The 14219-nt window shown below is 40.2% G+C and carries 8 protein-coding genes; 4 read left to right on the forward strand and 4 right to left on the reverse strand.

Annotated features, from left to right (window positions below; translation table 11 throughout):
• The first annotated feature begins 1307 nt into the window (after positions 1–1307).
• The 4 genes from O6P32_RS00745 to O6P32_RS00760 all read left to right on the forward strand — a co-directional run bounded on the left by O6P32_RS00745 (position 1308) and on the right by O6P32_RS00760 (position 5383).
• Positions 1308–2462: a hypothetical protein gene (locus tag O6P32_RS00745; RefSeq protein WP_269876315.1), complete on the forward strand. Its 1155-nt coding sequence runs from the start codon at positions 1308–1310 to the stop codon at positions 2460–2462.
• Between the two features lie 489 nt (positions 2463–2951).
• Positions 2952–3074: a hypothetical protein gene (locus O6P32_RS00750; protein WP_269876316.1), complete on the forward strand. Its 123-nt coding sequence runs from the start codon at positions 2952–2954 to the stop codon at positions 3072–3074.
• A 244-nt stretch (positions 3075–3318) separates the two neighbouring features.
• The gene (locus O6P32_RS00755) at positions 3319–3906 is read left to right on the forward strand and encodes a metallophosphoesterase (RefSeq protein ID WP_269876317.1); all 588 of its coding nucleotides are present in this window, start codon (positions 3319–3321) and stop codon (positions 3904–3906) included.
• Positions 3907–4075: 169 nt separating this feature from the next.
• On the forward strand, positions 4076–5383 hold the full coding sequence (locus O6P32_RS00760) for a hypothetical protein (RefSeq protein WP_269876318.1): 1308 nt from the start codon (positions 4076–4078) through the stop codon (positions 5381–5383).
• Between the two features lie 209 nt (positions 5384–5592).
• Here the strand turns inward: O6P32_RS00760 and O6P32_RS00765 are convergent, their stop codons facing one another.
• From O6P32_RS00765 to O6P32_RS00780, 4 genes are read right to left on the reverse strand one after another with little or no spacing between them, the layout of a single operon-like run.
• A complete protein-coding gene (locus O6P32_RS00765; protein ID WP_269876319.1) occupies positions 5593–8553 on the reverse strand; it encodes a helicase C-terminal domain-containing protein in 2961 nt (986 codons plus the stop codon).
• On the reverse strand, positions 8550–10334 hold the full coding sequence (locus O6P32_RS00770) for a phospholipase D family protein (protein WP_269876320.1): 1785 nt from the start codon (positions 10332–10334) through the stop codon (positions 8550–8552). Before O6P32_RS00770 ends, O6P32_RS00765 begins: the two co-directional genes overlap by 4 nt.
• Positions 10327–11505 (reverse strand): DUF6361 family protein, encoded by a 1179-nt coding sequence (locus tag O6P32_RS00775; RefSeq protein ID WP_269876321.1) that lies wholly within the window; start codon positions 11503–11505, stop codon positions 10327–10329. The genes O6P32_RS00770 and O6P32_RS00775 overlap by 8 nt, the downstream gene beginning before the upstream one ends.
• Positions 11502–14216: an AAA domain-containing protein gene (locus tag O6P32_RS00780; RefSeq protein WP_269876322.1), complete on the reverse strand. Its 2715-nt coding sequence runs from the start codon at positions 14214–14216 to the stop codon at positions 11502–11504. The genes O6P32_RS00775 and O6P32_RS00780 overlap by 4 nt, the downstream gene beginning before the upstream one ends.
• Between the last annotated feature and the right edge of the window lie 3 nt (positions 14217–14219).

Here is a 14219-nt window from a genome sequence, read left to right on the forward strand (position 1 = left end):
CACCGGACGCATGGATATAGGTGGACAGTGGCATAATCAAGATAAACGAGTACATGGACATCAGTGACAATTATGCCTACAAAGTGCTTCATTTTCTTGAGATCAAGTCTGAGACAAAACATCAGGAGCATTATAGGCCACATAAGGTAAAGAAAAAGTTCCCACATATCCCCAACCTAGGAGATGGTAAACAGGCTATGGCAGGTCATTGTGACAGCCATGATGGCCTTCAAGATATGGTATATTTTATATAGACTTTTATTACCAAGGATATTCTAACTTATAAGGGGACCGAGAGAAGGGGGTACAAAAGAGCAGTAAATCGACGGACTTCATGATTTCATATCCCTGTTGAAAGGAACTTCAAAACAAGTTGTGATGCACGCTGACCTAGGCTCCGTCCATGCATTAATGGCATATAATGAACTGATAAAAGAAACGAACGTGATCCGTTCAATGTCAAGGGTAGAAAAAAGCCCACCCACAATCCCGTGAATGAGGCTATGAATGGCTAAGTAATAAAGAATTGATAATCGCTTGGGAATAGAAAATGCAGAGAAGAGTTCTAGAAAGCTATGGAAGGCTGTGTCAAGTTTTATAATGAACGACGGCCTTGCTTCGCAATCGTATATGACACTCTATCAAACTACAGAAAACGCTATAATAAATAAAGGCGAAATCAAAAGTAAAGAGAAGTTTGAAAAAAGAGAACTGAGCACAGAACCTAAGTTTGTACAGAGAGAACGTTTAAAGTACTATCCAATCATGAATTGAAAATATGCCCACTTTTGTAAAATCAAACAAAAATATTGTGATTGTCTACTTTGGCAAAAATGTTTAACTGATAAATTTTTTCCGTGTCTACTTTTACATGCTGGTACAATTTTGTGTTTATTGTAATTTTTTGCAGATTTGAGTGGCACTGAACTTGAAATTTCACTGAACTTATTTTTCTTTTTCTCGCAAATGTGACTTTTTTGTTTCTTCCGTTTTCGTTTCATGTAGGCATGTTTGTTACGGGAAAGGAGTGGACTTGTTTGTAAATTTCTCCGATAAAATATTTTTTCGACTATCGGAAAAACGGAATGTTATTTTGCTATGAAACCTAATTTTCATAGCAAAAAGTTCAAAAGTCACATAGGCATTGAACCGTAAAAAATGGCCACCTAAGATGGAGAGTGCATAAGGGAGAGGAATTACCGATGGAGAAACAGAAAAATGCCGATTTCATTATAGCTATAAAAAAAGATCTTTCGTATTTTTGCACAAGAAATTCAAATAATATGGGACAAGTTAAAAAGATGTATATGGAAGTAGAAGAAAAACTTCATATAATCGATGACATAATAGGACTAATATCATCTGATATTTTTGATGATATGTATGATCCCCAACTAATAAAAGATTTGCATTCAATTAGAAATCAGATATTTCACTTAAGTGATTTAATAACAACATCTAAAATAGATTTGTTGTATAATATAATAACGGACGATTTTTATGAAATTCGTTCTCAACTAATGCATTTATCTGAAATGCCTCAAGCTAAGAGAACTGAAAATTTTCATCTGAAAGTTCAAAAGTTATTAGAAGAACTTCAGATGAGAGTTTGGCAAATTAGAAAAAAGCTACAAGATTGTTCCTATATCGACAAAATTTCCAGTTATAATTCAGAATCCTATTATAAACAACAAATTGAAGAGATTCAAAAACAAAAAGAAGAGCTGGAAAAAGCTTTAAATATAATATTAACGGAAAACAAAAATCTTCAAGGGAAAAGTCGGGAAGAAAAGCAAATTCAGGAAAAGCGAATTCAAGAAAAAGAACTCCAGCTACAATTTGCAAACCAGCAAATACATAATTTCCAGAAAGAATTAGACGAGAAGAAAAAGCAAGAAAATGCAATAGAAGAATGGAACAGGAAAATCAAATCAACCTTTACAGAACTCAAAAAATATCTTAAGCCAATAAAAGATGAACATGCCCGTTTAAACAAATTATTTTATGGATATTTGATATTAATAGGAATTACCATTTTATTTGTAGCATTCATAGAATATATTATTTGTTCTAAATTTTGTACAGAAAATTCTTTCCCTGACTGGAAAAATTACTTGATGTTAATACATCCAATACCTATCTCTGGCGCATTATTATGGGTTTTTATATCTCAATTAAATAGAGCTCAGAGGCAATTAGTTATTTTAGCTAAACATATACACGAAATTGAGTATATCGAAGGCTTATTGTTATCTCTTAATTCATTATCAATAAACATTGATGAGTCTATGAAACGAATTAATTCTGCAATTGACAAATTGTTGAATAATCATTTATCCTTAGGAGAAAAAACAAGAAAATATAACGAAGAGTCGATAATAAATGAAGAGCACAAAGATACCGTACCTATAGACATTGTTTTAAAAATATTAAAAGAAATCAAAAGTTTACCTAATAAGTAATTGAACTTACGAACATACATGAATACAGAGATTAAGAAAAGTCGCTGTAACCTATAATTCGTCGTACCAATCAGAAGAATATCATATTCGGCAGGATCTTCTCAAACATCTTTTGCGTGTTGCTGATTTCAAGTCTCAATTTTGATGAAAAGGTGTAAAATGGAGTCTGATTCGTTGGAAAAAGTGTGAGATAACAGGTATTATTCGCTTGAAAAAATGTAAAGCTCTAAACCATCACCGAAGTTAGCACTCAGGAGCGATACTTTGAACTTTCCCAGTAAAAGGGTAACGAAAACAAAATATACGTTTGCACTTTTGCACTATGGGCTCTACAGTTTGCTTTATATCGGCTTTTCTCTAAAGAAATTTGCTGCTCCTCAAGAAAATCCGTAATTTTGCGCCGCCAATTGAATAAAAACATAAAGCTTACAATGCTGCAAAGAAGAATGAACAACTGGAACATCGTATTGGATCGAGGCATAAAATGCCTTGAGAGATTGTCGTGTGTCCATACTTCGGGCATTGGAGCATTCTATACTTTTGGAGACATTTTCCGACGAACGTCTGATAGAACATCGGGGATACGATGATGCTGGTATCCCGCTGAAATGATAAATGAAAACCGTCGGAGAGTCCTTACCAAACTTTTCGACGGTTTTTGTTTTAGATCTTTGATTTACAATAAACGCTGCGCCTCAGCATATTCCGGACAATAACCGGATCTGCATTCGGCTTGCAGTTTATTTGATGCCTGTTGGTGACGTTCACACGATGTGCTCTTCTCCGTCAATTCCGTCCACGGGCTGAATTGTAACGTATTATTAACCGCGCAGTGATGCGCATGAATGAAAAGATTATGAATTATAAATTTGACGGAAGCAGGGTGTTCTTTACATCCGACACCCACTTCAACCACACCAATATCATCAGGTTCTGCAACAGGCCTTTCAAGGATGTATCGCACATGAATGAAACGATTATTGCCAACTGGAATCGAGTGGTCGGTCTGGAGGATATCGTGTTCCACCTGGGTGATTTCTGTCTGGGCGGTTCTGCCGAATGGGTAAACGTACTGAGCAGGCTGAACGGGAAAATATACCTTATTTCCGGCAACCACGACATCAAGAACCTGAGGCAGAATTACACGAAATACTTCGAGCAGATAACGATGCAGATGTATATCGAGGTGGATAAACAGAAGATTTATCTGAATCACTGTCCGTTCCTCTGCTATGGCGGCTCATATGATGACACATGGCAGCTATTCGGACACGTTCATACCCGTAGGAACAATACCGGAAAGGATGCTTCTCGACTGAGTATGCTTCTTCCGACACAATATGATGTCGGAGTGGACAACAACGATTTCACTCCGGTTTCATTTGCGCAGGTGAAGACAATCATAGGGAAACAGATTGAGCATTCAAAGAAAGGAGAACAGTAAGATTAAGATACAATACATGAGTGATCTGTACATGAAGTTCCAGGAAAACAGCAGATACTTGAAAAATAATGAATTGCCTGCAACCAGATGGGATATGTTTTTGAGGATGAACACCTGATGAACGGATTTGACCCAGCTAGGTTTATTGAAATTTAATGGACATACAGAAATGAACGAAAGAAAGATCATAGACAGAAGGCTCCTTGCTGATTTAGCGAAGGAGGTCGGCTTGAATGCCTCGTATTTGGAGGCGTTAGGTGAAAGTCGTCAATGGGAGATTGTCGTTGGCGGCGATATGTTTGAACGGTTGGTTGAAATTCAACATCGTTTCGAGCGGCTGGTCGCAATGGGCGACGATGAGTACCGGGGATTCCATATCGAAGTGCCACGGCCTACGCCGGAAGAGTGGGGGTATACCGAGGAATTGATCACTTCAGGGGAATATGACAGTCGAGAAGCGTTCCTTGCTGATTGGCTTGCATTCAACCCGGTGGAGACTAGATGGTTTCATGTCGCTTCAAGTCGATACGGGGATTCCCGGTCAATCCGTGTTACGGACCGGAAGCATACCCGTTTTATCATTACGAATTGCCCTAAGTGTACGGATGCAGGGCCAGATGATACGTGGTGCAGGGAGAATCTAACCCGCCTCTTTGATTATCTGGAACGGATGATTGATGTCATTGTCGCAAATCCCGACGGGTTCAACGATTACGTGGCGCATAACCTTCCGTACCAGCAGCGTATAGGACGGATTGCACAGAAGGATTTTAATCGCATAGTGCCGAAATTCAAAATTGAGGTGGAAGATAGGGAAACGGCCATCAAGGCATTGGAGGACTCGGTGCACGGGCATTCTGCCCCTCTTTTTGAAACCATGTCCATCCGAAGGTATTGCACATATTACCGCATTGCCAATGAGGTGTATGAGGCTTATCACCAGAAGCGGGGACTCAGGGGACGTATTCATACAGATCCGCAGGATGTTCCAGAAGAACTGCGTGATGTGGTCTATTACAAGCGGAAGAAGTTCGTGGATGTGACGAAAATGTACGACATTGACAGTCAGGAGGATTTCATGCGGTTCGCAACTGACCATTACGGAGAACTGGGCCTTTCGCGTTTGAATATCTTTGCCTCACACGACCGGCAACAGGGATGGAAAATTGTTGTTTCCAACAGTTATTCTGCCAATGCCGGATTGGCCATCGAAGTGGCCACAGCCTTGTATAAGGCCGGGACACCACTGCTGATATATGACGCAGAGAAACTCCTGAGAATCCTGCTCGAAGAGGATTATGTACGGCTTGTTCCCGATTCCTATCATAATTATATGGGCTATCAGGAAGAAGGCTCTGTCTACGAACTGCCGTGGGAATACGAATGTTCGGTCGATTCTAACTCGGTGCTGACCAAGGAGCAATATCAAGTGATTGTCTCTATTGCAGAATGGCAGGATATAGAGCAGGTGAAATAGTAGATTCGAAATGGGTTATGATTTGCCAAATCAACAATATTTTATGCGATTTGGCAAATTTTCTCTGTTCCCGTTTGCAATAAATCTTGAGGCACATTACCTGAAAATCTATATCGGTACCAACAGAGCGGATTTTCCTGTAATACAATCCAACTGACAAGATGAATTAATATTACTTTTTCATTACTAAAACTTAGAATTTACCATAATCAATCACTTTTTTTATTATATGGACACAAATCAATTGTCAGTTTTTTGAGCTGTTCATCCGAAAGATGCATATTTTTCAAAAGGTTCAACAATTCTTCCTGGCGTGGCTGCCCCAGTGTCATACGATACAAGGCAAGCACCTTGATAAGACGTTCGTATTTATATCGGTCACGACTGAGTGGATAAAGCGGAACAATACGCTCAATGTATTCCAATTTTGCCCGTTGTTCTTCCGTCAGTTCTGCCACAGGAAGGCACCAATAAGGAACAATATCCGAATGTGTACCTTTCAAATTCGAATAAGCCAGAGAAAACAGTTCATCCCAAGTATGATAAGTTTCACTGCCATACAATTTTACCACATTTCTGCGAATAGCCAGACACTTAAATCGGTTGATACGACCTTCCCGTTGTTCTAGATCTACAGGATTTGAGGGTAGATTCCAGTGAACAATCTTTCTGGCATACCAATGAAAATCAAGGCCTTCCTGACCTATTGATGTTGTTGAAAGCAGGAACGGACGGAAAGGAGAATTGAAAGCCTTACGAATATTAGTGGTACGAGCGACAGATTTGTCAGTGACCGTTTTATCAATGAATGGAATAGCAAAATGACAACGCATAAGTTGTTTCTTTTCTTCCATTCCCAATGAATCGGTTGTATCTATGCTAAGATTGCTTGTGCCAATAATAGCCTCCGTAATAGTATGTCCCAACATCTTTGTTTGTGTCATGTGGGCATATTCATCAAGTACGGCCTGCAGGTTACCTACCACACAGTAATCAAGAACTGATTCGTAATAATCATCATCGCTCTTTTTGTTATACATCAGGTCTATCACAGCTGCACTTTCAGGCTTGTTGAATACTGAGACGATTGCTTTAGCCACCATTTGGGCATCTTCTTCATTGCCGGATTGCCGATAAGCACATACAGCCGGTGAAGCGATGGCAATATCTGTCATCACATCCAATGCATTTGAAGGCACATACAAGTCGTTCAAATCTTCCACTGGCTTTCCATCCAGTATTTTCATGAGAGTAAGAATAAGTTTGGCGTTGTTTCGCCCTTGTTGTGGAATACTACTTATGATAGTATTCTGTGCAAATTCTTCTTGAATTCTCTGTTTTATGATTTTCCGGATTGAGGAAAGTTTCTCTCCATAAAATGTGGTAGGAGAGAAAAGACCGGATAGGGTTTGGCAAGGATACTCTAATAATCCGTCGGCTCTTAAACGATTTTCGCCATAACGGTTCTTCTTTTGAGAAGTATAGCGTATCTCTGCTTCTACCTTCTTTAACTCTCCCAAAGTATATAACTCCGAATAATATGACATCATGATGGAAATCATTCTCGGTACCATTTCCCATGAAGAGAATAGAATAATCTTGGAGAAGTTGCGAGCTTCGTTACTCTCAAATACACCTCCGGCTTTATAGTATGGATTAGAGGCAGGAACCCAAAGCAACAACTGTGTTTTCTTCTCGTGACGTGTACCAAATACGAGGTCGTGGAGATACTTTAATTTTCCATTAGCAGCAGGAATGGGACGATAATTATTGATGATATACTTCGATAGAAGCAATGCGTCCATTTTTCCATATCTTTTTACGTCTGAGTGTTGTAATGCCGAAGCAATTCGTTTCTTCAGTTCGTATTTATCCATAAAGGACAACAAATAGGGTGAAGATTTGACGTATTCCATGGGGAGATTACCTAAGCGCACTTTCGTATTTTCTTGATTTAGACAATCCATCAGATACTGCCCCTCTGCAAAAGAAAGGATATCTTCCGGCACGACCTGTACGTCACATACACGGGAATCGTCTATAATGCCACTGTTAAACCGTTCCGTGCGGCACATCACCCCATACAGTGCTTCTTCTGCTTCATTCTTGGTTACCACAAGCGGTGTTAAATCAACCACATTTGTACGTTTGAGTGCAGCAGAATATGTGTGCCATATCAATTTGAACCGGTCCATTTTATCATTTGTGGCATATAGGAAATCCATTACTTTCATAAAGTCCTGATAGTGCTCATCATTCCCATTTGTATTTAACTCTTCAAGGGTGGAATAAGGTTTGTAGGGCGTAGCGGAAAGCAACAGAATCTTCGTATTGGAACGCTTGTTGTCAAAGAATTTGTTGGCCAGCATGGATTGCTCGTCATCGCCTTGTTCAAGCAACGAATTGAAGCGTTGAAACTCATCCATGATAACCAGGTCAGGGTCGAGCATGTCAATACTGATTTCTGCGAAAATACGACGTAGCTTATTGATCATGTCTGCCCTCTGACGATTATCGCAACCATATTGTGCGTACTCAATCAATTGATTTATAATAGTATCCGACAATCTCGTCTGTAACTTACTATGCATCTCAAAAAGATAATCATCTCCGCATCCTTTGATTTTTTCGTTATAAGTGTTCGTAAGCTCCTGCCAGTTTTTAACATTACAGCTAAGAAAATCACTGATAACTTCCTTATAATCTTTGAATTGAGCCTGTCCGCATAAAATATTATACATCAAGGCACGTTCATTGGCCGTTCCTTGTGCACTGTAAAAACGGAAGGAAGTGGAAGGTGTCAGCGGAATGATTGATTCAGGCATTTCTCCTTGCTCATGCTGTTCTGCAATCCTTTTCTCAGCTAATTTGATATAGAGATGCTGCATTGACAGACGGCTCTCGCTGATGCTCATCCGATTTTCAACCCCTAATTTCTCTATGTTTTGGTCGGCTATGTTGGCATTCGAACAGATATAAACCACCTTAAAGAAGTCATCTTTCTCCTGCCTGTGCCATTCACGAACCAGGTTGATGACTTGTTTGGCCACGAACGTCTTGCCTAATCCCACTTCGTCGGCTAGCAATACCCGTCGATGACCTAAATTTTTATAGATATGCAGAATACGATCTGCTGTAGCACGCTGAAAATCCTTTACTTCCTGACTCATAAGCGTTTTATTTGTTTAATAACGTTTTCAAATGTGTTGTACATCTCCATGAAATGGTCTGGGATGACTGTCTCGTCTGCTTTCTCTACGATTCGCCGGATAGAAGCGATGCGGTCAGGGTCTTTATAGGCCATTTTCACCATGTCTTCATAAAGTGAGGTGCTAATTTGCTGTTCCAAAGAGGATGCCTTGTCATTGGCCAGCTCCTTTTCCAGTTGTTGGCTTTCCAATATATACTGTTCCACCTCATCAGTTAGCATGAATGCCAGATAGTTGATGAACTTTCCTTTCGTATTGATAAAGGAACGGAATATCGCTTTGTCTCGTTCATCGGTTGGCATTCCCTCCGTCTGTATTTTTATCAGACGACGCAAGTCTCCAATCCGTATCGTGTAAAACTCTGTTAATGAATCCAGTGGCATATCTTTAAATGTCAGCCCGTCAACTAATATTTGTTCCTTGCCATCACATCCTAAAGGATAAAGAAAAACAGGCTCCGAAGGTATTCTGTTAGTCTGGCATTGTATGGTGACGGTATAGCTTCCGTCATTAGACGTAACTCGGGCCAGCTGAATGGCCGAAATTGCACGACGCAACATCAATTCGTTGGTGATATCCTCTTTTTCAGAGTCTTCCTCTGGTACCGAAAGAACCTGCTCGAACATACATTCCTTGCTGTCGTTTATCAGTTCACTCCGGTATTTTTCATACGAAGATTTATAGGGAGCAAACTTCAGGTGCAGTAAAAACTCCACATTCCGTCTGAATCCATTCATGGTGGCATTGGTAGAACCAAGATACAGATGGTTATAGCTGAGATTGCCCTCGTTTCGGCGTATGAAATACACTTTCTCGTGCAAGTCGACAGACACATCTTTTTCCACCTTATCGGTCAGTACTTCCTTGGGAGTGTAAACACCGTCATTAAACAAGTTTATAACCTCTTGTGTAACTGAAACATGTCGTGTGATGAGTGTCTTTTTAGCACTAGGATTGCAACTGACCATTTGATTCAAAATATTCTTGTCCACGAAGGGGGAGATGACCAGCATTTCTGCCGCATGATTCAGCATACTTTGTTCAAAACACTTTGTATATCCATCATATCCAGGTATCCCCATAGGGAAAAACTCGTAATCATCAAAAGGAGAATCTGTAAGGTCAAATCGTTCAATGTAGTCCATGCTCTTACAGATAGAACGCATATTTTTACGGATAGTACGGTTGTCGGCTTTTGTGATTAACCATGTGAGGAAGTCCACAAGCGGTGCATGTTTGATTTGCGCTTTTCTTGTGGCCGGTTTGGTGTCGATTTTACCAATAAGTTCACACACTACGTCCAAGTCATTGGAACCGGTAAGGTTCCTGGAAAGGACAATCAGTTTGATTCGCTGAGCACCGGTGTCCGGGTTCGTTTCTTTTATAATCCATATCTTGGGATGAAAATTGACGAAACCGCTCCCCTTTGCTTGCAGTGTTACTTGTACAACGCTCTGTTCCAATAGTGAATACACTTTGGAGTTGGCTTGCGGTACTACCATACATCCGGCATTGCAGAAAACGGCAAACTTACCTGCTGATTTATTGATAGTCTCCAATATTAGGCGAGGAGAGCGCATGGCTGTTTCTGTCAGGTCGGTCATTGTGCCCAACATAAAGGGTACTGATAGCAAGGAAGGCATGTCCAGACTATAGGTAGTACAAACCGCATAATCAATTACAAAGCCATCGCTTTGCAACACATCCGTATAGACGATATCATTCCATAATGCGTCAGCCATTGATTGCCTCCTTTCTTAATTCCTTGGCAAAGGTTTTTACCGTTTCCCATCGGTAGGTTAGTTTATAGTAGTGTATACGATTCTTCTTGTCGTAAATATATGCTGGATTTCCAATTTTTCTTCGATTCCCTTTCACTCTTCGTTCCCGGTTAATAATTAACTGGTCCAAACCGCCATCTTCTTCAATGTCATTGGTCGCAATGCGTTCCGCAACTTCTTTGCAGAACCATTTCCCGCTGTTCTCTCGTATGCTTACGGCATTCAGAACCTTGTCTATGTCCGTACCGCTACTCCGGTATTCTTCGAGTTTCTCCTGAAACTTAGTTCGCATTTCTTCATCCTGATATTGTGAATAGATATAGTTATAGCGGATGTGTACCATATATATAAAATCTGCAAAACGCCGAGCTAGGTCTTGCAGTTCTCCAATCTCCTGTGGTAACTGTCGGGAGGAAATCTGTTCAAAACTATCGGCTATCACAAAATCTGGATTGTCTACGATGTAACGTAATAAGGTACCTTGACATGCTTCTGCATTCAGTATGTGATCCACAATGAAGTCTTTATCTTCTACGGTCAGATCTAATGTACATTTCTGGGTAAAATCATAATCTACATTAGGAAAAGAGCAGAACTGGAACAGGCCCGACTTCTCGTCCGCATCGTCATTTGTATCTTCATCATCCGTCTTGGCCACTTTAGGGGCATTGTGTAATGCCTTTGAAGTTGAGTAGATTAGTTCATATAACTGTGGACTATGTAAAATTCCAAAAGTTTGTAATCCGGAATTGTAGATGTATGCCGGATCATATTTTACATAATTGTTTCCACTTTTACCAATCATCTCACTTCCTGTGATACCTCGTTTGTCCGTACTCCCTTCATAGAGATTCTTTGTCATGATGCGTTCCAGCCGGATAATTTCCGCTTTTACCTCCGACAAACGGTTATATCGTTTTTCTGTAGCCTTACGATAGAGTTGCGGCATAAGCGAGAAATATTTCATGTGCTTTTGCAGGGTAGATATCCCGGGAAACATACGGTCTGCGAAAGCATCACGGATACGGCCAATGCCAAGTTCGTCGAGAGCTACAGATTCCGAAGTCATTTTCAGTACTTGCATGACCCGGGTTTGCTCTTCTCTGTTACTGTGTATATATCCTAATTTCATAAAATTGCTAATAATGATTTTTTTATCGTTTCCTGATTCACTGTATCTGTCGTGGAAATGCGAAGCAGGTGAAGTCCTAACTTTGTGAATATCTGATTTTTCAACGCATCACGTGATTGTTGGGCGTCATTCTCCTTATGGAAATGCCATCCGTCCACTTCTATGGCACTGATTGGCTGTTTGGTCAGGGAATTATAGAGCAGGAAATCCACATGTGAGAATGGACTTTCGGCAAATGTTTTTTCTTTATCTTCCAGTTGATTCCAGTCGGCAATAAGTCTGGACAGAGGATAATGACAAAGTACCCCCGTATGGGGAAAACCTAATTCAGCAATGGCTTTTAACAGGATATCGTATATTAGATTCTCTGATATATGTTCGGAGACGGCAGGATGAGCAGCTTCGTAAGCCAGTCTTTCTGTTGTATATTGCTGATAGAGCAAATCAAAAACAGAATGCAACTTACTGGATTTCACTTCAAAATTGTTGTACTGTATATAACTGATTAGCTGGCTGAGATTGGAATCCTCCGGCATTTCATTTCCGTTCGTAATTAGACATAATTTGGTCTTAGCACGTGAAATGGCCACATTAAGCAAATTGGCATCATCCGAGAATTCTGTAGGAGTGTTGTCTACCATACTCATGATGATGGTGTCGCATTCCCGCCCTTGGTACTTATGTACCGTACTGGCTATGTCTTTTCCGACGGTTGTATTGATTGCTTCAGCTTGTGCCCGATACGGGGTAATAACACCTATACTTTTCGATTCTGCACATTCCGGTAATACTTCTTGCGTAATGACATCTATTTCACGTTGGTTGAAATGTCCTCTGGCATGGTTGCCGGGTACAGTTTGAATCACTTGCAATACATCTTTTTCTCCTTCGTCTGTAGTCATGGCAACCAGTTCGCCATTGTAAAAGCGCTGATTACAGAACTCTATAATTTTCGGATGGCAACGATAATGTTCTCTAAGCAATGTTACTGGCGCATCCCGAAATATTTCAACGCACGATTGTAGGAAACTGTGCGTGACAGCATTGTATCGGTCGTCCACTTGATATGTGGTCTGAATAGCCTTCAACGCCAATTCTTCTTCTCGGCTTACCACATTTGGTAACTGTTTGTCGTCACCCACAATCACGGCGTTCATGGCACATGATAAAGCCAGAGCTCCCGTCTTGATGTCCACTTGTGAGGCTTCGTCCATAATCACATAGTCAAATACCATGTCTTTACTTATACAGCTTTTGGCCGAATAAGTGGTACTGAGCACAACCGGATATTCTTTCAGAAACTCTTCTGTTCTGGGCTTAATATCCTTGATTGTAAAATTTTTCCTTTGTCCAGTATTATACCGTTTAGCTATCTTGTCCTTCAATAGTTGCAGAGAAGAGGAGCGAAGTTCTTTCATACTCTTCTGGATATCTATGCTTTGGAGTGCCGAAGCAATCGATTCTAGCTCTTGCTCTAATTCTGTTTTTCGAGAAAAGTAATAGGCCGACTCCAAACTGTTTATGACATCTGTTGCTTTTCTATTTAAAAATGTCAATATTTTAGTTCCTAATGAGAAAGCCCATTGCAATCTGAACCATAAACCTGGCTTATGTCCGTTCTCAACCATCGTCTGATAGTGGTTGAGCAATTTCATAAGTTTAGCCGATGGTTTACCATTCAACCATTCATCTTCTGTTTGGTTGTCTTCCCGCATTTCGTTGTATTTCGATTCTTTTAATAGGGCATCGTATTCTGCCTTTAGTTTGGCCTGCTTGAGTTGAGCATCAAATCCTTGTGAAACGGCTTGAAGTGAGTCTTTTGCCAGATTCTTTGTAGTTGTTTGTTCATCAATCTTCCAACCTGTCATAGCAGGATGCTCTGGCTGGTTGGCGATGAATGTTTCTTTGTTTTGTACACTACCCAGTTTGGCAACAAGGAAGCCTAATCCTTCTCCGTTTAGTTTCTCAGCTACATTCTCTACAGCTGAGTTATTGTTTGATACAACCAATACTGTTTTATCTTTCATCAGCAGATTGGCAATAATATTCAGTATTGTCTGTGTTTTACCGGTTCCCGGAGGTCCCTGAATAATGCTTACCTGATGTGTTGACGCAGCTTCTACGGCCGCTTTTTGGCTGGCATTGCATCCAAACGGATAATAGACATGTTTGGGCATAGAGTAAGTTGCCAATTTTGTTTTGTCACCTAGGTATTGAGCCAAGGGAACATTGTCACGCTTCACATCTACCAATTCATATTGTTTGGATAGAATACTTTCATCATTTTCTTCCGTAATCAGACCTGTTTCATCAGCCAGTTTGCGAAGATAATCCCAAATAGAACCTTCATTTTTGTCAATCGGAGTACGGGTAATATAGACCTCGTTCCCTTCTAGATTCTCATAATAACCATTGTCATAGGTTACTCGATAAAAAATGTAGCGACCATCTGTAAAACGTAGCAATTCTGCTACATTGTTAATATGTTTATTATTGATGTATAGCCCTTTTTCTCCAAGATTGATTGTCTCAGGATGTGTGAGATAAAGCAAACGTGATGTATTGTAATTGAATACACGTGGTGATGACGAAAACCGAACAGTCCAAAGTCCATTCTTGTTTTGGTAAATAGAAGAAACACGTTCTGTGACAAACATTTGCTTATCGCCGCGTTTCTCTAAATCTATAATCATACATTGGTTAGAATCCATATA

Source organism: Phocaeicola acetigenes (assembly GCF_027529745.1).
GTDB classification, from domain to species: Bacteria; Bacteroidota; Bacteroidia; order Bacteroidales; family Bacteroidaceae; genus Phocaeicola; species Phocaeicola acetigenes.